Origin of the sequence: Streptomyces spororaveus (assembly GCF_016755875.1) — a bacterium.
Taxonomy (GTDB): Bacteria; Actinomycetota; Actinomycetes; order Streptomycetales; family Streptomycetaceae; genus Streptomyces; species Streptomyces spororaveus.
The window spans coordinates 3,485,686-3,507,993 of the sequence record NZ_BNED01000005.1 but is presented as its reverse complement, the minus strand read 5'-3'; the positions used below and the strand labels follow the sequence as shown (position 1 = coordinate 3,507,993).

The 22,308-nt window shown below is 71.0% G+C and carries 22 protein-coding genes; 13 read left to right on the top strand and 9 right to left on the bottom strand.

What is annotated here, in order from left to right; all coding sequences use genetic code 11:
* The first annotated feature begins 80 nt into the window (after positions 1-80).
* Complete coding sequence (locus Sspor_RS17935; RefSeq protein ID WP_202200055.1) at positions 81-1,253, top strand: hypothetical protein; 1,173 nt, start codon at positions 81-83, stop codon at positions 1,251-1,253.
* Between the two features lie 137 nt (positions 1,254-1,390).
* Positions 1,391-2,641 carry an amidohydrolase gene (locus Sspor_RS17930; RefSeq protein ID WP_202203718.1) on the top strand — a complete coding sequence of 417 codons (1,251 nt, stop codon included), beginning with the start codon at positions 1,391-1,393 and terminating at the stop codon, positions 2,639-2,641.
* Positions 2,642-2,755: 114 nt separating this feature from the next.
* Here the strand turns inward: Sspor_RS17930 and Sspor_RS17925 are convergent, their stop codons facing one another.
* Positions 2,756-3,085: a hypothetical protein gene (locus tag Sspor_RS17925; protein ID WP_202200054.1), complete on the bottom strand. Its 330-nt coding sequence runs from the start codon at positions 3,083-3,085 to the stop codon at positions 2,756-2,758.
* Positions 3,086-3,118: 33 nt separating this feature from the next.
* The gene (locus tag Sspor_RS17920) at positions 3,119-3,490 is read right to left on the bottom strand and encodes a hypothetical protein (RefSeq protein WP_202200053.1); all 372 of its coding nucleotides are present in this window, start codon (positions 3,488-3,490) and stop codon (positions 3,119-3,121) included.
* A gap of 570 nt (positions 3,491-4,060) precedes the next feature.
* Here Sspor_RS17920 and Sspor_RS17915 point away from each other — a divergent pair.
* From Sspor_RS17915 to Sspor_RS17885, 7 genes are all read left to right on the top strand, one after another.
* Positions 4,061-5,101 (top strand): BMP family lipoprotein, encoded by a 1,041-nt coding sequence (locus Sspor_RS17915; protein WP_202200052.1) that lies wholly within the window; start codon positions 4,061-4,063, stop codon positions 5,099-5,101.
* 227 nt (positions 5,102-5,328) lie between these two features.
* Positions 5,329-6,912 carry an ABC transporter ATP-binding protein gene (locus Sspor_RS17910; RefSeq protein ID WP_202203717.1) on the top strand — a complete coding sequence of 528 codons (1,584 nt, stop codon included), beginning with the start codon at positions 5,329-5,331 and terminating at the stop codon, positions 6,910-6,912.
* The gene (locus Sspor_RS17905) at positions 6,909-8,021 is read left to right on the top strand and encodes an ABC transporter permease (RefSeq protein WP_202200051.1); all 1,113 of its coding nucleotides are present in this window, start codon (positions 6,909-6,911) and stop codon (positions 8,019-8,021) included. The genes Sspor_RS17910 and Sspor_RS17905 overlap by 4 nt, the downstream gene beginning before the upstream one ends.
* Complete coding sequence (locus Sspor_RS17900) at positions 8,018-9,307, top strand: ABC transporter permease (protein ID WP_202200050.1); 1,290 nt, start codon at positions 8,018-8,020, stop codon at positions 9,305-9,307. Before Sspor_RS17905 ends, Sspor_RS17900 begins: the two co-directional genes overlap by 4 nt.
* A complete protein-coding gene (locus tag Sspor_RS17895; RefSeq protein WP_202200049.1) occupies positions 9,304-9,702 on the top strand; it encodes a cytidine deaminase in 399 nt (132 codons plus the stop codon). Before Sspor_RS17900 ends, Sspor_RS17895 begins: the two co-directional genes overlap by 4 nt.
* 102 nt (positions 9,703-9,804) lie before the next feature.
* A complete protein-coding gene (locus Sspor_RS17890; RefSeq protein ID WP_030009876.1) occupies positions 9,805-11,082 on the top strand; it encodes a thymidine phosphorylase in 1,278 nt (425 codons plus the stop codon).
* A 95-nt stretch (positions 11,083-11,177) separates the two neighbouring features.
* Positions 11,178-11,768, top strand: a complete 591-nt coding sequence (locus tag Sspor_RS17885; RefSeq protein ID WP_202200048.1) for a Uma2 family endonuclease — start codon at positions 11,178-11,180, stop codon at positions 11,766-11,768.
* Between the two features lie 2 nt (positions 11,769-11,770).
* Here Sspor_RS17885 and Sspor_RS17880 read toward each other — a convergent pair whose 3' ends face one another.
* A complete protein-coding gene (locus Sspor_RS17880; protein ID WP_202200047.1) occupies positions 11,771-12,382 on the bottom strand; it encodes a hypothetical protein in 612 nt (203 codons plus the stop codon).
* Positions 12,383-12,438: 56 nt separating this feature from the next.
* On the opposite strand from Sspor_RS17880, the gene Sspor_RS17875 reads away from it, so the two are divergent.
* The gene (locus Sspor_RS17875; RefSeq protein WP_237403915.1) at positions 12,439-12,777 is read left to right on the top strand and encodes an STAS domain-containing protein; all 339 of its coding nucleotides are present in this window, start codon (positions 12,439-12,441) and stop codon (positions 12,775-12,777) included.
* Here Sspor_RS17875 and Sspor_RS17870 read toward each other — a convergent pair.
* Entirely contained in the window at positions 12,673-13,674 is a 1,002-nt protein-coding gene (locus tag Sspor_RS17870) for a sigma-70 family RNA polymerase sigma factor (RefSeq protein ID WP_202200045.1), read from the bottom strand. The two genes, Sspor_RS17875 and Sspor_RS17870, sit on opposite strands and share 105 nt — an antisense overlap.
* Positions 13,675-13,880: 206 nt before the next feature.
* On the opposite strand from Sspor_RS17870, the gene Sspor_RS17865 reads away from it, so the two are divergent.
* Entirely contained in the window at positions 13,881-15,194 is a 1,314-nt protein-coding gene (locus tag Sspor_RS17865; protein ID WP_202200044.1) for an MFS transporter, read from the top strand.
* Here Sspor_RS17865 and Sspor_RS17860 read toward each other — a convergent pair.
* Together Sspor_RS17860 and Sspor_RS17855 are read right to left on the bottom strand one after the other, a co-directional pair.
* Complete coding sequence (locus tag Sspor_RS17860; protein ID WP_202200043.1) at positions 15,191-15,889, bottom strand: L,D-transpeptidase family protein; 699 nt, start codon at positions 15,887-15,889, stop codon at positions 15,191-15,193. The genes Sspor_RS17865 and Sspor_RS17860 overlap by 4 nt on opposite strands.
* A 90-nt stretch (positions 15,890-15,979) precedes the next feature.
* Positions 15,980-17,263 (bottom strand): MFS transporter, encoded by a 1,284-nt coding sequence (locus Sspor_RS17855; protein WP_202200042.1) that lies wholly within the window; start codon positions 17,261-17,263, stop codon positions 15,980-15,982.
* A gap of 62 nt (positions 17,264-17,325) precedes the next feature.
* Between Sspor_RS17855 and Sspor_RS17850 the strand changes: the two genes are divergently transcribed.
* Complete coding sequence (locus Sspor_RS17850; RefSeq protein ID WP_202203716.1) at positions 17,326-18,303, top strand: LysR family transcriptional regulator; 978 nt, start codon at positions 17,326-17,328, stop codon at positions 18,301-18,303.
* 11 nt (positions 18,304-18,314) lie between these two features.
* Here Sspor_RS17850 and Sspor_RS41125 read toward each other — a convergent pair whose 3' ends face one another.
* The 3 genes from Sspor_RS41125 to Sspor_RS17835 all read right to left on the bottom strand — a co-directional run bounded on the left by Sspor_RS41125 (position 18,315) and on the right by Sspor_RS17835 (position 20,962).
* Positions 18,315-19,355 carry a helix-turn-helix domain-containing protein gene (locus tag Sspor_RS41125; RefSeq protein ID WP_272934838.1) on the bottom strand — a complete coding sequence of 347 codons (1,041 nt, stop codon included), beginning with the start codon at positions 19,353-19,355 and terminating at the stop codon, positions 18,315-18,317.
* A 394-nt stretch (positions 19,356-19,749) separates the two neighbouring features.
* Positions 19,750-20,118 carry a cupin domain-containing protein gene (locus Sspor_RS17840; RefSeq protein ID WP_202203714.1) on the bottom strand — a complete coding sequence of 123 codons (369 nt, stop codon included), beginning with the start codon at positions 20,116-20,118 and terminating at the stop codon, positions 19,750-19,752.
* A 109-nt stretch (positions 20,119-20,227) separates the two neighbouring features.
* Positions 20,228-20,962, bottom strand: coding sequence for an alpha/beta hydrolase (locus Sspor_RS17835; protein ID WP_202200041.1), 735 nt, complete (start codon positions 20,960-20,962; stop codon positions 20,228-20,230).
* Between the two features lie 114 nt (positions 20,963-21,076).
* Between Sspor_RS17835 and Sspor_RS17830 the strand changes: the two genes are divergently transcribed.
* The gene (locus Sspor_RS17830) at positions 21,077-22,225 is read left to right on the top strand and encodes an adenosine deaminase (RefSeq protein ID WP_202200040.1); all 1,149 of its coding nucleotides are present in this window, start codon (positions 21,077-21,079) and stop codon (positions 22,223-22,225) included.
* Positions 22,226-22,308: the final 83 nt, after the last annotated feature.

The window sequence follows — 22,308 nt, the reverse complement described above, 5'->3', positions numbered from 1 at the left end:
CGGTCCTGCCGGGCCTGACCGGCACGCCACCCCCCGGGCCCGGCGCGTACGAGTTTCCGCCCCCCGACAAGGAGTACGTGGTGACCCCCTCCGCCCCCTCCGCCTCCACCCTGGCGTTCGTCGAGAGTCCGGTCCAGCTCCTGAACGTGCTGGAGTGGGCGTACGCGCGCCCCGGAGCGCAGCCGCAGCTGGACGGAGTCCCGCGCCAGCGGGGGCGCCGGACCGACGGCGGGGCCCCCTCCGGCACCGCCCCCCGGCCGGCGGGCGCCGCGGCACCCCTGCGGATCGTCGTCCTGCCGCCCACCGACCCGATGTCCCGCGGCCAGCTGCGCCGGGTGGCCGCGCTGGCGCGGGACGAGGGGCACGAGGTGCGGTGGCAGGAGGCGCGCGGCAGCCGGTTCGCGCCGCTGAAGGCGCTCGCCGCGCTGGCGCGCGAGGTGCGCGCCGCGCGCACGGTCGTCGTCGGCGACCCCTTCTCGCGCTACGTCCAGCTGCTGCTCACCCTCGTGCGCGCCGAGGAACTCGTGGTGGTCGACGACGGCACCGCCACCATGGAGTTCATGGCCCAGACCGCCCGCGGCGAACGGCTCGTACGGTGGCACCGGGTCGGCGGCGGCGGACTGCCCGGCCGGGTCCGCGAGCTGGCGTACGCACCCGTCTCGGCGACCGCGCGCCGCCGCTTCACCCCGGCCGCACACCGCGGCCACCGCGTCGAGGTGTTCAGCTCGATGCCCGTCACCGCGCACGGCGGCATGACACTGCGGGTCAACGACTTCGCCTGGACCCGCGCCCGGTTCGGCCCGCCCCGGCTGACCAAGGGCACCGACCTCGTCGGCACCTCGCTCGTGGAGACCGGGGTGGTCGACCCGGACCGCTATCTGGACGCCGTGCGCGCCCTCACCCTGGAGCACGGCGCCACCCGCTACTTCGCCCACCGCCGCGAGTCCCCGGAGAAGCTGCGCGCCCTGAGCCGGGCGACGGGGCTGGAGATCGTACGCCCGGACCTGCCGCTGGAGCTGATCGCCCGGCGCGGTCCGGTCGGCCGGACCATCGTCAGCTTTCCGTCCACCGTCGTCCACACGCTGCCCTACGCCCTGACCGGTACCGGTGTCACGGTCGCCGTATGCGATGTGGACCCCGCCTGGCTCACCGGGGCCGCCTCCCCCCGCGCCCGCAGCTTCCTCGCGGGGGTCACCGACACCGCCCGCGATGTGCGCAGACTGCCTGCCCAGGCGGCTCCCACGGCCGGATGAGCGCGCGAGTTTACCCCCGGGTGCATCCGGTCATGCGTCCAGAGGCCGGGTTTCTTTCCCCTAACGGCATGAACTTTTCGTGATCCCCGGCCAGTTGACCCGTCCGTGGGCCTACCCTTCAACGGGTGAACCAGTTGATGTCCCGCGAGTCCCAGACCGCCCAGCCCGCCGTGTCCGACCGGCCCGAGCTGCCCGGCAAGCTTCCGGACCACCTGCGTACCGAACTGATCGCCTTCCGCCGGGACTTGCACATGCACCCGGAGCTCGGACACCAGGAATTCCGTACCACCGCGGCGATCAAGGCCCGGCTGGAGAAAGCCGGCCTGCGACCACGCGTGCTGAAGTCCGGCACGGGCCTGATCTGTGACGTGGGCATCTGGGACGGCGGCCGGCCGATGCTGGCCCTGCGCGCGGACATCGACGCCCTGCCCATCCCGGACGCCAAGACGCACGTCTCGTACCGTTCGACCTTCCCGGACCGCGCCCACGCCTGCGGTCACGACGTGCACACCGCGGTGGTCCTCGGTGCCGGACTGGTCCTCGCCGAGCTCGACCGGCAGGGGCTGCTGCCCCGCCCCGTCCGGCTGCTCTTCCAGCCCGCCGAGGAGGTGCTGCCGGGCGGGGCCACCGATGCCATCGAGTCCGGGGTCCTGGACGGCGTCGGCCGGATCGTCGCCGTGCACTGCGACCCCCGGGTCGACGCGGGGCGCATCGGGCTGCGGGCCGGTCCCATCACCTCCGCCTGCGACCGGCTGGAGGTCACGCTCTCCGGCTCCGGCGGGCACACCGCGCGCCCGCACCTGACCACCGACCTGGTGACGGCCGCCGCCCGGGTGGCCGTCGACGCCCCGGCCCTGCTGGCCCGCCGGATGGACGCCCGCTCGGGCATGTCCGTCACCTGGGGCCGGATCGAGGCCGGGCACGCCTGCAACGTCATCCCGATGCACGCCGAGCTGTCCGGAACCGTGCGCTGCCTGGACCTGAACGCCTGGCACGAGGCGCCGGACATGATCCACGCGGCGATCGACGAGATCGCGACCATGCACGGGGCCAAGTTCGAGATCAACCACGTGCGCGGGGTGCCGCCGGTGGTCAACGACCCGGTGATCACCGAACTGCTGCGGGAGGCGATGGGGGTCCGCTGCGGAGCGGAGTCGGTCGAGGACACCGAGCAGAGCTTGGGCGGGGAGGACTTCTCCTGGTACCTGGAGCACGTCCCGGGCGCGATGGCCCGGCTGGGCGTGCGTACGCCCGGCGACAGCGCCAAGCGCGACCTGCACCGCGGGGACTTCGACGTGGACGAGTCCGCGATCGCGGTCGGCGTGGAGTTCTTCACGGCCGCGGCGCTGCTCGACGGGCGACGCGCGAGGCCCGCCGGGGACCGTTGACCGAAGGGGCCGGGCCGTCAGCGCCCGGCCCCTCCGGTGGATTCGAGCCACGCCTTGCCACCGGCACACGGCGCTTGAACGCTGCGTGCGGGAAGGCGCGGGCTCAGTGGCGGATCAGATGCGCCAGTGCTCGTATCCGAGCTTGTAGATGCCCGTGTTCGGGGCCCCGGGGCACGTGGCGGACGACGTCTCGCCGTTCTGCTTGGTGCTGCCCTTGATGACCGCCTGGGTGCCGTGCGAGTCGATGCAGGTCACCTTGACGCGGAAGCGGTCGATGAAGGGCCACAGCCCCGTACATTTGGCGTAACCGGTGCTGCCGGACTGCCACGTCTCGCAGCTAATCGCCTCGGCGCCATTGGTGGCTGCGGATGCGGAGGGCGCGGTAATGAGCGACGCAGCCGCCATTCCGATTCCGACGAGGCTGGCGATCTTGGCCTTGTGCATTTTATTCTCCCCGATTTTGATCGTACGAAGGACTTACGCGGATTCCTCTACGGCCACACTCAGGACGCCGACGTTCGGGTCGGACGAGCAGGTCGCGCTGGAGGTTTCGTTCGTGTGCTTCCAGGGTCCGTGGACGGTGAACGTCTGGCCGCGGTAGTTGATGCACGTGAGCTTCACGCGAAACGTGTCCGCCCAGGCCATGCCACTGCAGTACGCGGAGCCGCCCCAAGGGGCGCGGCTCGTCTTCCACGTGTTGCAACTCGCGTCCTGCGGCCCCGGCTTCGCACCGGAGACAGCGGCCGGAGCCGCCGACGCGGGGCTCGCGGCGATGGCCGGCGAGCCGACACCCACGGACATGACGGTCAGCGCGGCGGCGCCGAGCTGAACGATCGACTTCTTCTTCATGTCTCCGCTTCTCTTTTGTGTTTCTTCGACTCCCGGGAAACCGGTGGCGCATGAGGGAATTCCCGCCCGGACAGGTGTGATGCAGGGCGGGAATGCCCTTCGATCGAGTAAAGGTTTGCCCATCAGGTCCCCTTGGTTTGGTCATCTGACATGGAGGGCGGGCGGGTGGTCAATCTATTTTTCGTGATGTGGCGCGCATCACTTCATGCAGGTGGGTGAGGGATTGAGACAGGTTGGCGAAATTGCGTCCACTGGCTGAATCTATTCATTTGCGCATTGAGGTTCACCGGTTCAAGGGAAAGGGTGCGCATGGTCGATTCTCGGAATTTTGAATTCCGGCCGGTGTTGCCCGCCGGTGGGTCGAGAGCTCCCGTTGTGACCGGTTTCGAGGCCGCTTGCGTGTGCAGGTCGGTGACGGAAGGTAGTGGCTCGTGTCGAATGCGTCCCGATGCGCGTCGATCCGATAACGACTCATGAACGGGCCTTAAACTGACATCTACGCGCGTTACGATCGCCGCGAAACCAGCGCCGGAAGAGGCGCTTTCGGTCAGTCTCGAAGGGACCCTCCTCTTGCGCCGGGTATCCAAGATCGTCTCCGCGTCCATCGTGACTGCGGCCCTCGCTCTCTCCGCCACCGCTTGCGGTGAGTCGTCCACCGAGAGCTCCGGCTCCGGCGACGGCAAGATCAAGGTCGGCATGGCCTACGACGTCGGCGGCCGCGGCGACAACTCCTTCAACGACTCCGCCGCGCGTGGCCTGGACAAGGCCAAGGCGGACCTCGGTGTCGAGACCAAGGAGCTCACCGCCAAGACCGGTGAGACCCCGGCCGACCGCGAGCAGCGCCTCGTCTCCCTCGCCGAGGGCGGCTACAACCCCGTCGTCGGTGTCGGCTTCGCCTACAAGGACGCGCTCGAAAAGGCCGCGGCCAAGTACCCGAAGACCACGTTCGGCCTCGTCGACTCGGTCTCCGAGAAGCCGAACGTCTCCTCGATCGTCTTCACCGAGGAGCAGGGCTCCTACCTCGCCGGTGTCGCCGCCGCGCTGAAGTCCAAGGACGGCCAGATCGGCTTCATCGGCGGGGTGGACATCCCCCTGATCAAGAAGTTCGCCGCCGGCTTCCAGCAGGGCGTCAAGGACACCAAGCCGGACGCCAACGTCCAGATCCAGTACCTGTCCACCGGTACGGACATGTCCGGCTTCGGCGCCCCGGACAAGGGCAAGGCCGCTGCCAAGGGCATGCTCGACAAGGGCATCGACGTGATCTACTCGGCCGCGGGCGGCTCCGGCGCCGGCGCCATCGAGGCCGTCGCCGCCAAGCCGGGCGCGTGGGCGATCGGCGTCGACTCGGACCAGGCCAAGGACCCGGCGCTGGCCAAGTACGCCGGCTCGATCCTGACCTCGGTCGTCAAGAACGTCGACACCGGTGTCTTCGAGCTCGTCAAGTCCGTCCAGGACGGCAAGCCGATGACCGGCACCCACGCCTACTCGCTCGCCGAGAACGGTGTCTCGCTGACGACCACGGGTGACCACCTCAAGGACATCCAGGCCCAGCTGGACGAGGCCAAGAAGAAGATCGTCGACGGCCAGATCAAGGTCGCCACGACCCTCTGACACGGGTCACACAGGGGGCCCGGAGCGGCTTCGGCCGACACTCCGGGCCCCTTTCCGTGTATGCCTGCGGGCAGTTGAACATTTTTGCCAATGCTACGCGCGTAGCATGATTGGTCGCACGGTAGCTTTCGCCACCAGCGCCCGCGTTCCCGCCCCGTGTTCCCGGCTTCGTCCGAGCACCGTCCCAGCCTCGTCCTCCCACGCTCCCTTTCCTTGGAGAGTGCGCCATCAAAGCCTCCAGTCCCAACGCCGTAGAACTCCGCGGCATCACCAAGCGTTTCCCCGGAGTCGTGGCCAACCACGACATCGACATCACCGTGCGCCGCGGCACCGTGCACGCCCTCGTGGGCGAGAACGGCGCGGGCAAGTCGACCTTGATGAAGATCCTCTACGGCATGCAGAAGCCGGACGAGGGGACCATCACGGTCGATGGCGAGCAGGTGGTCTTCAACGACCCCGGCGACGCCATCGACCGCGGCGTCGGCATGGTGCACCAGCACTTCATGCTCGCGGACTACCTCACCGTCCTCGAGAACGTCGTCCTCGGCTCCGAGAAGCTGTACGGCATCGGCGACAAGGCCCGCGCCAAGATCAAGGAGATCTCGGACGCGTACGGACTGGGTGTTCGCCCGGACGTCCTCGTCGAGGACCTCGGTGTGGCCGACAGGCAGCGTGTGGAGATCCTCAAGGTCCTGTTCCGCGGGGCCCGGACGCTGATCCTCGACGAGCCCACCGCGGTCCTGGTCCCGCAGGAGGTCGACGCGCTCTTCGACAACCTCCGCGAGCTCAAGGCCGAGGGCCTCACGGTCATCTTCATCTCGCACAAGCTGGGCGAGGTCCTGTCGGTCGCCGACGACATCACCGTCATCCGGCGCGGCACGACGGTCGGCACGGCGGACCCGGCGAACATCACGACCAAGCAGCTCGCCGAGCTGATGGTCGGCGCCGAGCTGCCCTCCCCGGAGACCCGCGAGTCCACGGTGACGGACGTCCCGATGCTCACGGTCGACGGTCTGTCGCTGAGCGCCGTCGACCCCGACGGTGTCGTCCGCGCGGTCCTCGACGGCATCACCTTCACCATCCACAAGGGCGAGGTCCTGGGCATCGCCGGCGTGGAGGGCAACGGCCAGTCCGAGCTCGTCGACGCGGTCATGGGAATGCGCCACCCCGACCGGGGTGTGCTCACCCTCGACGGCAACGACATCTCCACCGCGCCGACCCGCAAGCGCCGCGAGGACGGCATCGGCTGCATCCCCGAGGACCGCCACCGGCACGGTCTGCTCCTGGAGGCCCCCCTCTGGGAGAACCGCATCCTCGGCCACGTCACCGAGAAGCCGAACTCCCGGGGACCGATCCTCGACCTGAAGGCCGCCCGCAAGGACACCGAGCGGATCGTGCGCGAGTACGACGTCCGCACGCCCGGCATCGACGTCACCGCGGCCTCGCTCTCCGGCGGCAACCAGCAGAAGCTGATCGTCGGCCGCGAGATGAGCCACAACCCGAAGCTGCTGATCGCCGCGCACCCCACCCGGGGCGTGGACGTCGGGGCGCAGGCGCAGATCTGGGACCAGATCCGCGAGGCGCGCCGCGAGGGCCTGGCGGTGCTGCTGATCTCCGCGGACCTGGACGAGCTGATCGGCCTCTCCGACACCCTGCGCGTGATGTACCGCGGCCGGCTGGTCGCGGACGCTGACCCGGCGACCATCACCCCGGAGGAGCTCGGCTCGGCCATGACCGGCGCCGCCGCCGGACACCTTGAGCACGAAGAGAGCCCTGAGGGCACCGACGGCCCGGAGGACGAGGCCCGATGAAGAAGATCGACAAGGAGCGGCTGCTCCTGGGTATCGCGGCACCGATCCTCGCGGTCGTCGCCGCGTTCCTGATCACCGCCCTGGTCCTGGCCGCGACCGGCAAGGAGCCGTTCAGCGCCTTCGGCATCATGTTCGAGTACGGCGTGAAGTCGGACAGCCAGGTCTACATCATCAACAAGGCGACGACGTACTACCTGGCAGGTGTCGCGGTGGCCGTCGGCTTCCGCATGAACCTGTTCAACATCGGTGTCGACGGCCAGTACCGTCTCGCGGCTTTCTTCGCCGCCGCCCTGGGCGGAGCGCTGACCCTCCCCGGCATCGTGCAGGTCCCGCTGATCATCCTCACCGCGATGATCGTCGGCGCCATGTGGGCGGCCATCGCCGGTGTCCTCAAGGTCACCCGCGGCGTCAGCGAGGTCGTCTCCACGATCATGCTGAACATGATCGCGACCGCGATCATCGGCTACCTCCTCCAGCCCGGCCGCCTCGGCCACCTGGACGCGGCCGGCACCAAGGTCGCCACGACCCCGCTGGCGGAGTCCTCGCACTTCTTCGAGATCCCGACCACGCCGACCCCGATCTACGGCTTCGTCGTCGTCGCGCTGATCGCGGGCGTCGCGTACTGGTTCACGCTGGCCCGCACCCGCTTCGGCTTCGACCTGCGCACCGTCGGCCAGTCCGACACGGCCGCCGCGGCCAGCGGTGTCAACGTCAAGAAGATGGTCGTCACCGCCATGCTGATCTCCGGCGCCATGGCCGGTCTGATCGGCATGCCGACGCTGCTCAACGACTCGTACGAGTTCGGCGGCGACTTCCCCGTCGGCATCGGCTTCACCGGTATCGCCATCGCCCTGCTCGGCCGCAACCACCCGATCGGCATCGGGCTCGCCGCGATCCTCTGGGCCTTCCTGGAGCGCGGCGGCCAGAAGCTGGAGTTCCAGGGCTACGACCGGGAGATCGTCGGCGTCATGCAGGGCGTCATCGTCCTCTGTGTCGTCATCGCCTACGAACTCGTGCGCCGCTACGGCCTCAAGCGCCAACAGCGACAGGTCGGCGAGAAGCTCGCCGCCCAGGCCCGTTCCAACGACCAGACGGAGGTGTCGGCGTGACCGCCACGGCGACTTCCACCCCGCCGCCCGCCGCCCCCAAGGCGGCCGGTGGCAAGGGCGGCCGCACCCGGCTCTCCCTCCCGGTGATCCTGCTGATCATCGCGGGCGCGCTCGCCGCGCTCTCCGCCGTGCGTGCCATCACCGGAGCGCAGGACCTGACCTCCGCGGGCCAGATCAGTGCGGCCCTGTCGCTGGCCGTGCCGATCGGCATGGCCGGTCTCGGCGGTCTGTGGGCCGAGCGCGCGGGCGTGGTCAACATCGGCCTCGAAGGCATGATGATCCTCGGCACCTTCTTCGGTGCCTGGGCCGGCTGGCAGACCAGCCCCTGGCTCGGCGTCCTCGTCGGCATCCTGGGCGGCATGTTCGGCGGCCTGCTGCACGCGGTCGCCACGGTGACCTTCGGCGTCGACCACATCATCTCCGGTATCGCGATCAACATCCTGGCGGTCGGTTTCACCACCTACTTCGCCAAGCTGTGGTTCAACACCGGTGCGGCCGCGGCCGCGGGCGGCAGCCCCAAGCAGTCGCCGCCGGCCGACAGCATCACCTCGATCACCGTGCCGGGCCTGTCCGACTGGCTGGCCGACATCGAGAAGCACCACTGGTTCCTCGTCTCGGACGTCGCGGGCATCCTCGGCGGCCTGGTCACCAACCTCTCGCTGCTGACGATCGTCGCCGTGGCGCTGGTCGTCGGCACGTTCTTCGTGCTGTGGAAGACGGCGTTCGGTCTGCGGCTGCGCTCCTGCGGCGAGAACCCGGTCGCGGCCGAGTCGCTGGGCGTCAACGTCTACAAGTACAAGTACATCGCGGTGATCGTCTCCGGCGGTCTGGCCGGTCTCGGCGGCGCCTACCTGTCGCTGGTCACCTCGCACATCTACAACGAGGGCCAGACCGGCGGCCGTGGTTACATCGGCCTCGCGGCGATGATCTTCGGTAACTGGCGTCCGGGCGGCCTCGCGATGGGCGCCGGCCTGTTCGGCTTCGCCGACGCCCTGCAGCTGCGCAGCGGCGGCCAGTCCGTGCACGCGCTGCTCCTGCTGCTGTTCGCGGTCCTCGTCGCGATCGCGGCCTGGAAGGCGTACAAGAAGCGCTGGATCACCTCCTCGATCGCCATCGTCATCGGCGTCGGTGTGTTCATCTGGTACCTCGGCACGGAGAGCGTCCCGGTCGAGTTCGTCAGCGCCACCCCGTACATCGTGACCCTGCTGGTGCTGTCGCTCTCCGCGCAGCGGCTTCGGATGCCCAAGGCGGACGGCATGCGCTACCGCAAGGGCGAGGGCAAGTGACCTCCGGACCCACGGTGGACTGGGAAGCCCTGCGGACGTCCGCCCGGGAAGCGATGACCCGGGCGTACGCCCCCTACTCGGGCTTCCCGGTCGGGGTCGCGGCCCTGGTCGACGACGGCCGCGTCGTGACCGGCTGCAACGTCGAGAACGCCAGCTACGGGCTGGGCCTGTGCGCCGAGTGCGGACTGGTCTCCTCCCTGCAGGCCACCGGCGGCGGACGGCTCACGCACTTCACGTGCGTGGACGGGAAGGGCGAGATCCTCGTCCCGTGCGGCCGCTGCCGTCAGCTGCTGTACGAATTCGGCGGCGACGAGCTGCTGGTGGAGACCCCGGACGGGGTCCTTCCGCTGGCGGCGATGCTGCCGCAGGCCTTCGGGCCCGACCATCTGAGATAGCCGTGCCGACGGCCCTTCGCCCCTGCCGGGCGGAGGGCCGTCGCACTTCCGTTCCCGAACCCCTCATCTCCCTCTCTCTATGCGCGTAGAAGGAAGCACCTCATGGACGTCATCTCCGTCATCCGGACCAAGCGGGACCGCGGTGAGCTGAGCCCCGAGCAGATCGACTGGGTCATCGACGCGTACACCCGCGGTGTCGTGGCCGACGAGCAGATGTCGGCGCTGGCGATGGCCATCCTGCTCAACGGCATGAACCGGACCGAGATCGCCCGCTGGACCGCGGCGATGATCGCCTCCGGCGAGCGCATGAACTTCGACTCCCTCTCCCGCCCGACCGCCGACAAGCACTCCACGGGCGGCGTCGGCGACAAGATCACCCTTCCGCTCGCCCCGCTCGTCGCCGCGTGCGGCGCGGCCGTGCCCCAGCTGTCCGGCCGCGGCCTCGGCCACACCGGTGGCACCCTCGACAAGCTGGAGTCCATCCCCGGCTGGCGCGCGCTGCTCTCCAACGAGGAGATGCTGCACGTCCTCGACACCACCGGCGCGGTCATCTGCGCGGCGGGCGACGGCCTGGCCCCGGCGGACAAGAAGCTCTACGCGCTGCGCGACGTCACCGGCACGGTCGAGGCCATTCCGCTGATCGCCTCCTCGATCATGTCGAAGAAGATCGCCGAGGGCACGGGCTCGCTCGTCCTGGACGTCAAGGTCGGCACCGGCGCCTTCATGAAGAACATCGAGGATGCGCGGGAACTGGCGCGCACCATGGTGGGCCTCGGCACCGACTCGGGCGTCAAGACCGTGGCGCTCCTCACCGACATGTCCACGCCGCTGGGCCTGACCGCCGGAAACGCGCTGGAGGTCCGCGAGTCGGTGGAGGTCCTCGCCGGCGGCGGCCCCGCCGACGTGGTCGAGCTGACCATCGCCCTGGCCAAGGAGATGCTGGACGCGGCGGGCATCAAGGACGCCGACCCGGCGAAGGCCCTGGCCGACGGATCGGCGATGGACCACTGGCGCCGGATGATCGCGGCCCAGGGCGGCGACCCGGACGCGACCCTCCCGGTGGCCCGCGAGCAGCACGTGGTCACCGCCCCCGAGTCGGGCGTCCTGACCCGCCTGGACGCGTACGGGGTCGGCGTCGCCGCATGGCGCCTGGGCGCCGGCCGCGCGCGCAAGGAGGACCCGGTGCAGGCGGGCGCGGGCGTCGAGCTGCACGCGAAGCCGGGCGACACGGTGACGGCGGGCCAGCCGCTGATGACCCTGCACACGGACACCCCGGAGAAGTTCGACTACGCCCTCGCCTCCCTGGCGGGCACGTACGACATCGCCCCGGCGGGCACGGCCTTCTCCGCCACGCCGATCGTCCTGGACCGCATCGCCTGACCCGTACTCACCCGTGCGGCTGAACGGGACCGGTGGACGTCCGCCGGTCCCGTTCGTCATGCTGGGATCGGTGCCAACAGCATGAGGAGCACACCATGAGCGCACTCACCGTCCAGCACGAGCCCGCGGGTGGCGAAGGCTGGGACGACCTCGTCCGCCTCTGGGAGGAGACGGACGGGCCGGAGGGCTGCAAGGTGGAGATCATCGAGGGGATCATCACCGTGGCACCACCACCCGTCAACGACCACAACTTGATCGCGGAGGCGGTGCAACGCCGCCTGTACACCGTGATCCCTGACGACTGGGATGTGTTCCAGACCCTCAACGTGGCCTTGCCCAGCCGTAGCGGGCTCTACGTCCCGGACCTCGTGGTCGTTCCCAGGGAAGACGTTCCGAGAGGTGAGAACTACGTTCCTGCGGCTGCCGCCGAGCTCGTAGTCGAAGTCACCGCCAACTCGAATGCCGTCAACGACCGTGTGTCCAAGCTCAAGGGATACGCCGCGGCGGGTGTCCCGCTCTACCTGCTCATCGACCCGCACGCGACGGGCGCTCCCACCATCCACCTGTACGGCGAGCCCAGCGACGGCAAGTACCGCGTTCTGCACGCGGGCAAGTTCGGCGAGGCCGTCCACCTTCCCGAGCCGTTCGACCTCGTCCTCGAGACCTTCGGCTTCCCCCGCCCCTGACCTCAGAGCCGAGGCAGGGCCTCGCCCGGCTTCGGCTCCCGGCGCTGTTCCAGCCAGAACAGGTAGCCGCGCAGGTAGGCCTCCAGCCCGTCGTCGATGTGGGCGACGAAGTCGCGGTGGCCCCGCGCCGCGTCGTGGTAGTGCCCCAGGTACTTCGGGTCGTTGTTGTAGCCCCAGTGGGGGTGGGTCTGCGCGCCCCAGTCGGCCGCTATGGCGACGGCCCATGCGCGGACCCGGCCGCGGTCCGCCCACCACGCGCGGACCGAGTCGACCGTCCAGTGGTCGTCGCCGTCCCAGTTGTAGCCCTCGTAGAGGTCCAGCGAGGCCCCGCACAGCACGTCGAAGACCTGGCCCTCGTCCGTCGGCTGGCGGAAGACGAACACGCCGCCGAAGCCGCCGCCGTGGTCGTCGTCGTAACAGATGTGGTCGGGGGCGTCCATGCGCCCGAGGGCCATCTCGTCGGTCTCCCCGGCATAGAACGGGCCGGGCACGTTGCGCCAGTTCCGGTCCTCCCAGCGGCCCTTGAGTATCCGGGGTTCGAACTGGGTCGTTGCCATGAGTCGGCGGGCCGTGGGCATCGGGTCCCAGTACGCCGGACTGTCCGCGTGCGTCATCAGGCCATTGTGCGGAGCGGCCGATGAGTTCCGGCCGGTGGGGGAGTCACCCTCATGTGGAGATCCAGAAACTCGTGCTGCCCGGCCCCGGGCCCGCCGCCCCGCAGGACGCCGCGCTGCTGTGCGCCAGGCTGGCCCGGCTCTACGACGGCGGGGCCGCCGCGGTGGTCTGTGACGCCGCCGCCGTGACGGCGCCCGGACTGGCCGACGTCGAGGTGCTGGCCCGGCTGAGGCTGGCCGCCCGGGGGCGGCCGCTGCGGGTGACCGGCGCCCCGCCCGCCCTCCGGTTCCTACTGGGCCTCGTGGGCCTCGTCGAGCTGCTCGGGGAGGCCGAACAGCGGGAACCACCGCGCGGTGTCCAGGAAGGCGTTGAGGCCGACGATCCTGCCGTCTGAGATCTCCAGCACCTGCAGGGCCCACGGGGTGTGCCCGGGCTTGCCGTCCTCGCGCGGACGGTACTGGCCGAAGGCGGGCAGGCCGTTCGCCGTCGTCGGGATCAGCCGGGAGCCCTTGCAGCCGATGCCCTGGTTCAGGTGCCAGGCCGCGATGTCCTCGTGGCCGCGCAGCCACAGGTCGAACGGCGGCATCGAGAGCACCGCGTCCTCGTGGAGGAGGGTGGTCAGCCGCGAGATGTCGTAGGCCTCGAAGGCGGAGAGGTACTGCTCCAGCAGCTTCGCCTGGTCCGCGTCGAGCGGATCCGCGGGGTCGCTGTCGCGCAGCGACTGCCCGGCGAGGGTGGCCCGCGCCCGCTGGAGGGCACTGTTCACCGAGGCCGTCGTGGTCTCCAGGAGGCGGGCCACCTCGTCGGCCTTCCAGGCCAGCACCTCGCGCAGGATGAGCACCGCCCGCTGCTTCGCCGGCAGGTGCTGGAGCGCCGCGACGAAGGCCAGCCGTACGGACTCCTTCGCCAGCGCCATCTCCGCCGGGTCGGCGGTCTGCGGCAGCACCCGGCCGTCCGGGACCGGCTCCAGCCAGGTCACCTCGGGGCGCTCGTTGAGCACGGCGGAGGCCTGGTGCTGCGGGGCGGTCAGGTCCATCGGGCGGGCCCGCCGGTTCCCGGCGTTCAGCAGGTCCAGGCAGACGTTGGTGGCGATCCGGTACAGCCACGACCGCAGCGAGGAGCGGCCCTCGAACTTCTCGTGGCTGCGCCAGGCGCGGACGTACGTGTCCTGCACCGCGTCCTCGGCGTCGAAGGACGAGCCGAGCATCCGGTAGCAGTAGCCGGTGAGCTCGACCCGGTACCGCTCCATGGCCGTGTCGAGGTCCATTTCGGTGGTGGCGAGATCACTCATGTCCGTCCGTCCCCCTGGTCGTTCCGCTCCTTCGGAACCTACCGGAGGGGTCTGACAACGGCAGCCGGAAGCCGGAGACGCGCCCACGGGAGCACACATATGTCGTCATCAAGTTTCTTGACGTCAAGATTTATTTCCGGCAGGCTTCCGCATGTATCTCGACATCGAGATACATGGCGGTGGACGCGGTCGATACGGGGGCTGGGATGCGGCGCGGCAAGGACATCCGGAAGGCACGGCGGGGGGACGACGGCCTGCTGGCGCAACTGCGCCGGCCGCCCGGCGGCCGTGACGCGCGGATCATGCTGCTCACCCAGGCGCTGGACCGAGCCGGTACCGGCGTGTGGGCCGCGTCCTCCGTCCTCTACTTCACCTTCGTCGTCGGCCTCGACGCCGGACGGCTGGGCCTGCTGCTGGGCGCGGCCGGGGTGGCGGGCATCGCCGGATCGCCGCTGGCGGGCCACCTCGCCGACCGCTTCCCGGTGCGCACCCTGCTGATCGGCTGCCATCTCGTCCGCCTCGTGGCGCTCTGCGTGCTGCTGGTGGTCACCGACTTCGGCCTGCTGCTGCTCCTGTTCGCCGTCACCCACCTGGGAGACCGGGCGGCCAAGACGCTGGAGATGCTCTTCGCCACCCGGGTCGCGGGCGAGCGGCGCTCCACCTACCAGGCGCTGTCGCGCAGTTCGGCGAACGCCGGCTACGCCCTCGGCGCGGGCCTCGCCGCCATCGGCCTCGCCGTCGGCACCCAGGGCGCCTACCAGGTGCTGATCCTGGCGAACGCGCTGTCGTTCCTCGTCGCCGCGGCCCTGGTGTGGCGCACCCGGGAGCCGCGCGGCGCCGGGCTCGTGGTCGCCCGGCCCGGAGCGGCGGAGGGCTCTCGGGCGGCCGGGACCGGCCCCTGGCGCGACCGCGGCTACCTGCGCTTCGTCCTGCTGGACATCCCGATGAACCTGGACGACTCGATCCTCGGCGTCGGCCTGCCGCTGTGGCTCGTCGGCCACACCACGGCCCCGCACGCCCTGATCCCGGCCTTCCTGGTCATCAACACCGTGCTCGTCGTGGCCCTGCAGCTACGGGTGTCGGCGCGGGTCCGGGACGCCCGCCAGGCGGCGGGGGCGGTCGCCCTGTACGGCCTCACGACCCTCGCCTCCTGCGTCTTCCTGGCCCTCGCCCCCGCGGGCGGGGCCTGGGCCGCCGCGGTGGCCCTGCTCGGCGCGGCCGTGCTCGTCACCGCGGCCGAGCTGATGCGCTCGGTGAGCTCCTGGGAGCTGGCGGTCTCCCTCGCGCCCCGGGAGGCGCGCGCCTCGTACCTCGGGGTGGCGGGCATGGCCCAGTCCGTCCAGAAGTCGGCGGGCCCGCTGCTGCTCACCGGTGCGGTGATGGCGGCCGGCCCCGTCGGCTGGCTGGCCCTCGGCGCCGGGGTGGCGGGCCTGTCCCTCGTCCAACGCCGCTCCGCACTGCGGAGGTTGGACCGCCTGAGCGCCGCCGCTCCGGAACCCGAACCCGCACCCGCCGCCTAGGTACCGGGCTTGCGTCCGTACACGTAGACGTCCTCGCCCTGCCCCAGCAGGTTCCAGTACGCCTTCGCGTCGGCGGAGCGCATGTTCACGCAGCCGCCCGAACCGGGCGGGTTCCACATGCTCTTGGTGGTCGAGTGGAAGGCGATGCCGCCGTCGAAGAACTGCGCGTACGGCATCGAGACGTTGTACAGCGTCGACCAGTGGTCGATGCTGCGGTAGTAGATCTTCTTCAGGCCGGTCCGGGTCTCCGTGCCGTCCTTGCCGGTGCGGACCGGGACGGGCCCGTACTTCAGGGTGGCGCCGTCCTGGATCCAGCTGAGCTGCCGCGTCAGGTCCACGCAGGCGATCCGCCCCCGGTTCACCGGGCAGTCGCCCGCCCTGTTCGGGGTGGTGCCGGCCGCCCGCTGCGCCAGCATCGTGCTCATCGCCTGCCAGGTCAGCGGCCCCGCGTAGCCCTGCGTCGGGGTGATCCCGTGGCTCGCCTGGAAGGAGCGGATCGCCGCGCAGTCCGCGGCCGACTGCGTCCCGTCCGCCGGCCGCCCGAGGAACTGCTCGACCTGCCGCTGGTACGGCCCCGTGGTGAGGTTGCAGGAAGCGGCGGCCTGCGCCGACCCGCCTCCCGCCACCACCACCGGCAGCGCCAGCGCGACCGCCCCGCCCAGCACCGCCGCCCGCGTCCCGATCCTCGTACCCATCCGGTCCTCCCCTGCTCGCACCGCATCGTCCTCCGTGTTGAATGCCCGGAAAACAAGCAGGGGTTGCTCATACGGGGAGCGTAGTTTTCGTCAGCGCGCGCCGATGGCCGACGCCGGCATCCGCCGCTCCGCACGCGCCGCGTGCGACCCGTACAGGGTGATCGACACGACGCCGAGCACCGCCAGCAGCGCGATGCCGACCGTGGCCGCCCAGCCCGCCGAGTGGTAGGCGAGGGCGCCCAGGGTGCCGCCCGCGCTGGAGCCGAGGTAGTACGCCGACTGGTAGAGCGCCGAAGCCTGCGCGCGGCCCGTCTTCGCCGTCCGGCTCACCGCGGCCGAGGCCACCGCGTGCCCCGCGAAGAAGCCCGCGGTGATCAGCACCAGCCCGGGCACGATCGCCGCCAGCGAGTCCGACAGCGACAGCAGCAGCCCGAGCGCCGTGGTCGTCACGGCCAGGTACAGCGCGCCGCGCCGCCCGGTGCGGGCCACCAGCTTGCCGGCGGCGGCCGAGGAGACCGTACCGACCAGGTAGATGAGGAAGATCGAACCGACCACGCCCTGCCCGAGCGAGAAGGGCTCGTCCACCAGCCGGTAGCCGATCACGGTGTAGACCGCGCCGAAGACCGTCATGAACAGCGCGCCGATCCCGTACAGGCGCAGCAGCAGCGGATCGCGCAGATGGCCGGCGACGGTACGGCCCACCGCGCGCGGGTTCAGCGACGCCGGGCGGAAGAACCGCGCCCGGGGCAGCAGCACCAGGAAGGCCACGGCGCACGCCAGTGCCATCAGGGCGACGGCCAGCAGGCCCGCCCGCCAGCCCCACAGCTGCGCGGCCCAGCCGGTGACCAGGCGGCCGCTCATACCGCCGATGGAGTTCCCCGCCACGAACAGGCCGATCGCGGCCACCAGGGCCTTCGGCCTGACCTCCTCCGCCAGGTACGCCATCGCGGAGGCCGGGATCCCGGCGATCGCCGCGCCCTGGACGGCGCGCAGCGCCACCAGCCACTCCACGTTCGGCGCGAACGGCACCAGCAGGCCGACGCCGACGGCGACGACCATCGAGTACGTCATCATCCGCGTGCGGCCGAACCGCTCCGACAGCGCGCTCAGCGGGAGGACGAACAGTGCGAGGGCGCCGGTGGCCGCCGACACCGTCCAGCTGGCCTGGCCCGCCGTCACCCCGAAGCCGGCGGAGATCGCGGGCAACAGCGCCTGGGTGGAGTAGAGGAGGGCGAACGTCGCGAGTCCGGCGGCGAAGAGCGCGAGGCTCATCCGGCGGTAGCCGGGGCGGCCGGGGGAGAGGGGCTGCGGTGCGGGGGACGACGGGGTGGAGGCACCCGGGATGACGGGTGCCCCGGTATGAACGGGAGGCATGCTTCGACGGTAGGCCTGTCATTTTCATGCGTCCAATGCACAGAATCGCGATAATCAATCCACTGATGCATCAACCCAGCTCAGAGGCGTGGATGTCGATGAACCGTTACGTAGAAGACATGGCAGTGACAACTCTGCTGGCGCCGCGGCTGGCGTATTTCGTCGCCGTCGCCCGCCACGAGCACGTCACCCGCGCCGCCCACGAGCTGGGCGTCCCGCAGTCCACCCTGTCCCGCGCCATGGTCCGGCTCGAACAGGACCTCGGCGTCACGCTGTTCGCCCGCAAGGGCCGTACGGTCGCCCTCACCACGGCTGGCCGCACCTTCCTGGCCTCGGCGGAGCAGGCCCTCACCGAGATCGACCGCGCCGCCGAATCCGTCCAGCAGGACGCCGATCCGGCGGCCGGCAAGGTGGCCTTCGGCTTCCTGCACACCCTGGGGTCCGAGACCGTACCCGGCCTCATCCGCGCCTTCCGCGCCGACCACCCGCGCATCCGCTTCTCCCTCGTCCAGAACTACGGCGAGGCCATGCTGGAGAAGCTCCGGGCCGGCGAACTCGACCTGTGCCTGACCTCCCCGCTGCCGGACGCCCCCGACCTGGTCGCACGCCGCCTCGACGAACAGCGGCTGCGGCTGGTGGTGCCGGACGACCACCGGCTCGCGACCCGCAAGCGCATCCGCCTCGCCGAGGCCGCCGAGGAAACCTTCGTCACCCTGGAACCCGGCTACGGCATGCGCCGCATCACCGACGACCTGTGCGCGGAGGCCGGGTTCACCCCGAAGATCGCCTTCGAGGGCGAGGAGGCCGAGACCCTGCGCGGCCTGGTCGCCGCCGGCCTCGGCGTGGCCCTCCTGCCGCCCCCGGCCGTGCCCCGCCCCGGAGTGGTCGAGCTGACCGTCACCGCCCCGCGCGCCGTCCGCGAGATCGGCCTCGCCTGGCTCGACGGCCATCCCGACACCCCACCGGTGGCGGAGTTCAAGCGCTTCCTCCTCTCCCGCCGCGGCCGCCTGATCCCCGAACTGGACCCGCCCGTCGGGTGATCGGCCCCGGCCTAGGCCGGGGTGTCCCGCCGGTCAGGCGTGGTGGGGGCCGCGGCCGCCGCGAGCAAGTAGCCCGCCTGGAAGCGGGACTTGGCGCCCACCGCGCGCATGATCTCGGCGATGTGGCGCTGGCAGGTGCGCTCCGACATGCCCAGGCGGCGTGCGATCACCTTGTCCTCCAGCCCCTCCGACAGCATCCGGACCATCGTCTGCCGCAGCTCGTCCGAGATCGACCGGGCCGCTTCCGGGCCGACCGACGTGGGGAAGGGCTCCGCGCCCACCCAGGAGCGCTCGAAGGCCGCCGTCATGAAGTGCACGACGCCCGGCTCCCGCACCACCAGTGCCGCACCGCTGCGGTCCGGCACCGCCATCAGGCCCGTGTGCTCGTCGAAGATCAGCATCCGCATCAGCCCGTCGCCCAGGGTCCGCACCTGGGCGCCCAGCGCCGTCACCCGCTCGACGTACGCCGCCGTCGGCCGTGAGTAGCGTGCCGTGTGCTGGTAGATCGTGCGCATCCGGACCCCGCGGGCCAGCAGCGACTCGTCCCGCCCGATGGACTCCTCCAGGGTCTCCTGCGGGCGGCCCCCGCCCGGCTGCGAGGTCAGCAGCTCCCGCTCGCACGTCGAGACCAGCTCCGCGATCAGCCCGCGTACCGCCCCGAGGTCGGTCACCAGCTCCAGCCGGCCCGAGCCGCTGAGGTCCCGGTGCGCGGTGCCCGCCTCGTACGCGGGCACCAGCGCCTCCAGCCGCCCGCGCAGCCGGTCCATCTCGTCGTGGGTCTCCCGTACGAGCAGGGTCAGCGGGGCCAGGGCGCGGGCCGCCGCGGCCCGGGGCGCCACCGCGCTCCAGCGGTCCGGGTCGCCGCCCGGGGCCCGCTGCAGCAGGTGCGCGGCGGCCAGCTCGGTGATCGCGGCGGCCGCGCGCACGCCCAGGGCCCCGGTGGCCTCGCACGCGTCGAAGGCGTGCCGCTCGACGGCGTACGCGTACAGGCGCCGGGCGGCGGGACTCAGCTCCCCGGAGGCTCCGGCCGGCCCGGGTTCCAAGGCAGGCATATGCGTATGCGTCCCGAGTTATGCCCTTTTGTAAACCCCTCGTGTTCCCGCAAGGCGGCAAGACGACGCCTGGAAGGCCGCCATCGGCATATGCCGAACCGGCACAGTGGCAGCACGGCGCGAGGGGGAAGCGCGGTCGCTGCAGCGGACACCCAGGCGAGGACGGGGGCCCGTGTCCTGCTGAGCCCGCGGCGCGCCGTGTGGTGGTCGTGCCGGGATCCGTCGGTGCCATCCGACCGCGAGGGGACGGAGCGGCGGGTACGGACGGATCGGCGCGACCACCGGTACCGCCCACGGCCACCACCGACAGGTCCCGCACCGCACCGCACCGCAACGCACCGCGCCGACCCGAACGGGCCGCCGGACCGCTCCGCGGCGCGGACCGGCGGATCCGTCAGCCGGAAGGCTTCGCGTAGTCGGCGAAGCCGGTCCAGTCCAGCGTCACGCAGGCTTCGTCGCCCAGGACCCATGCGTCGTGCCCGGGCGGCACCCGCATGTAGTCCCCGGGGCCGAACTCGGTGCTCTCCCCGTCGTCCATGACGACCTTGATGCGGCCGCTCACCACGTACCCGGTGTGATCGGCCCGGCAGCTGTCCGTCCCGGCCAGCGGCTTGACGTTCTCCGACCACTTCCAGCCGGGCTCGAAGACGGAGCGCCCGACACCCGCGCCGTCCGTCTCCAGCAGGTCCAGCCGTCCCTTGCCGTCGGTGAACGGCCGGGTCTCGTCCGCGTCGTCGAAACTCCTGGACACCAGGCCGGCCATGGTCATCGCCTCCGTCGGAGAAGAGCCCGAGTCCTTGTTCCCACTCTACGCGCGGGCGCCCGTCCGGGACCGGCCGTCTTCCGCCGCGGCGGGCGCGCGGGCCCCGCCGTCACCTCCGCAGCGACCTCCCGAAGCCCGAGGCGAGCGGCATCCGCAGACCCAGCGGCGGTGGCGCGGCCAGGGCATCGGTCACGGGCCGCGAGTACCGCCCCGAGGCGACCGCGCCCAGGATGAAGTCCACGGCCAGCGCCACCACTTCGGGCTGGTGCTCGCGCAGCCCGTGCCCGTCCGAATGCACCTCGAAGCGGCAGGTCGAACGATTCGCCTTCTTGGCCCGCGCCGCCAGCCGGAAGGAGGCTTCCGGGTCGCTGCGCGCGTCGTTGGTGCCGTGCACGATCAACACCTGCCGTCCCGACAGCTGTTTCACCGGTTCAGGGGTGCCGTCCGCAGCCGCCGCGTCTAAGCAAGGGGCGATCACCACGACCGAGTTGACGGCCCCGTGCCCCGCCGCCCGCAGGGCGGCCAGGCCTCCCGCGTCATAGCCGGCCAGGCACACCGGCACGTCCCCGTACCGCCGGACCGCCTCGTCCGCCGCCCATCCCGCCTGCTCCTCCCGGGCGGCGTCCCCGCCGTGGATGACCATGTGCGTGACGAGGCCCTCCGCCCCGCCGGCCCGGGCCAGTGCCCGCGCGAGCGGACGCACGGGACCGGGGGAGAACCGGGAGGCCCCGGGGAGCAGGAGCACCACCCCGTTGACCGTACTTTCCGTCGAACCCGAGCCGGTTCTCGCGCCGGCCGCCCGCCCCAGGCGGGCCCCGCGCGCCGGCGGCGCATGCTGTGCCATGGCGGAACAGTCTCAGACCTTGAGGTGTACGCCATCCGTCCGCGCGGTCTCTGTTACATATCGACGCCCGTCGCCGACACCCTGCTCTACGCGCGTAGGAGTTAGAGTGCCCAGATGACGAGCGAGACCCCCAACCTGCCGACCCCGGATCAGATCCGCCGTTCCCCGAAGGTGCTGCTGCACGATCACCTCGACGGTGGACTGCGCCCCGGGACCATCATCGAGCTGGCCCGCGAGGTCGGCTACGAGAACCTCCCCGAGACCGACGCCGACAAGCTCGGCATCTGGTTCCGCGAGGCCGCCGACTCCGGCTCCCTGCCGCGCTACCTGGAGACCTTCGCGCACACCTGCGCGGTCATGCAGACGAAGGCCGCCCTCTTCCGGGTCGCCGCCGAGTGCGCCGAGGACCTGGCCGAGGACGGCGTCGTGTACGCCGAGATCCGCTACGCGCCCGAGCAGCACCTGGAAGCCGGCCTGACCCTCGAAGAGGTCGTCGAGGCCGTGAACGACGGCTTCCGTGAGGGCGAGCGCCGCGCGAAGGCCAACGGCCACCGCATCCGCGTCGGTGCCCTGCTGACCGCGATGCGCCACGCCGCCCGTGCGCTGGAGATCGCCGAGCTGGCGAACCGGTACCGCGACAACGGCGTGGTCGGCTTCGACATCGCCGGCGCCGAGGCCGGGTTCCCTCCCACCCGCCACCTCGACGCCTTCGAGTACCTCAAGCGCGAGAACAACCACTTCACCATCCACGCGGGCGAGGCCTTCGGCCTGCCGTCGATCTGGCAGGCCCTGCAGTGGTGCGGCGCCGACCGCCTCGGTCACGGCGTGAAGATCATCGACGACATCGAGGTCGCCGAGGACGGCTCCGTGACCCTGGGCCGCCTGGCCTCGTACGTCCGGGACAAGCGCATCCCCCTGGAGATGTGCCCGACCTCGAACCTGCAGACCGCCGCGGCCGCCTCGTACGCCGAGCACCCGATCGGCCTGCTGCGCAAGCTGCACTTCAGGCTCACGGTCAACACGGACAACCGCCTGATGAGCGGCACCAGCATGAGCCGCGAGTTCGAGCACCTGGTCGACACCTTCGGCTACACCCTCGACGACATGCAGTGGTTCACCGTCAATGCGATGAAGTCCGCGTTCATTCCTTTCGATGAACGACTGGCCATGATCAATGAAGTGATCAAGCCCGGTTATGCGGAGCTGAAGTCGGAGTGGCTGTTCAAGCAGACCGCTTCCACCAGCGGTTCTGTCTCGGCCTAGGCCACGGCATGACGTACGGAAAGCGCCCGGGAGGCATAATCCCCGGGCGCTTTCTCGTATTTAAGGATGTTTGCGGGCGGGGG

Bases quoted from the DNA above. Each gene is read 5' to 3' on its own strand.
- Sspor_RS17880 (WP_202200047.1), bottom strand. From the start codon at position 12,382: ATGACGCACGCGGACAGTCCGGCGTACTGGGACCCGATGCCCACGGCC.
- Sspor_RS17865 (WP_202200044.1), top strand. From the start codon at position 13,881: ATGCGGCGCGGCAAGGACATCCGGAAGGCACGGCGGGGGGACGACGGC.
- Sspor_RS17905 (WP_202200051.1), top strand. From the start codon at position 6,909: ATGAAGAAGATCGACAAGGAGCGGCTGCTCCTGGGTATCGCGGCACCG.
- Sspor_RS17840 (WP_202203714.1), bottom strand. From the start codon at position 20,118: ATGGCCGGCCTGGTGTCCAGGAGTTTCGACGACGCGGACGAGACCCGG.
- Sspor_RS17835 (WP_202200041.1), bottom strand. From the start codon at position 20,962: ATGGCACAGCATGCGCCGCCGGCGCGCGGGGCCCGCCTGGGGCGGGCG.
- Sspor_RS17860 (WP_202200043.1), bottom strand. From the start codon at position 15,889: ATGGGTACGAGGATCGGGACGCGGGCGGCGGTGCTGGGCGGGGCGGTC.
- Sspor_RS17855 (WP_202200042.1), bottom strand. From the start codon at position 17,263: ATGCCTCCCGTTCATACCGGGGCACCCGTCATCCCGGGTGCCTCCACC.
- Sspor_RS17925 (WP_202200054.1), bottom strand. From the start codon at position 3,085: ATGCACAAGGCCAAGATCGCCAGCCTCGTCGGAATCGGAATGGCGGCT.
- Sspor_RS41125 (WP_272934838.1), bottom strand. From the start codon at position 19,355: ATGCCTGCCTTGGAACCCGGGCCGGCCGGAGCCTCCGGGGAGCTGAGT.
- Sspor_RS17885 (WP_202200048.1), top strand. From the start codon at position 11,178: ATGAGCGCACTCACCGTCCAGCACGAGCCCGCGGGTGGCGAAGGCTGG.
- Sspor_RS17830 (WP_202200040.1), top strand. From the start codon at position 21,077: ATGACGAGCGAGACCCCCAACCTGCCGACCCCGGATCAGATCCGCCGT.
- Sspor_RS17890 (WP_030009876.1), top strand. From the start codon at position 9,805: ATGGACGTCATCTCCGTCATCCGGACCAAGCGGGACCGCGGTGAGCTG.
- Sspor_RS17870 (WP_202200045.1), bottom strand. From the start codon at position 13,674: ATGAGTGATCTCGCCACCACCGAAATGGACCTCGACACGGCCATGGAG.
- Sspor_RS17920 (WP_202200053.1), bottom strand. From the start codon at position 3,490: ATGAAGAAGAAGTCGATCGTTCAGCTCGGCGCCGCCGCGCTGACCGTC.
- Sspor_RS17930 (WP_202203718.1), top strand. From the start codon at position 1,391: ATGTCCCGCGAGTCCCAGACCGCCCAGCCCGCCGTGTCCGACCGGCCC.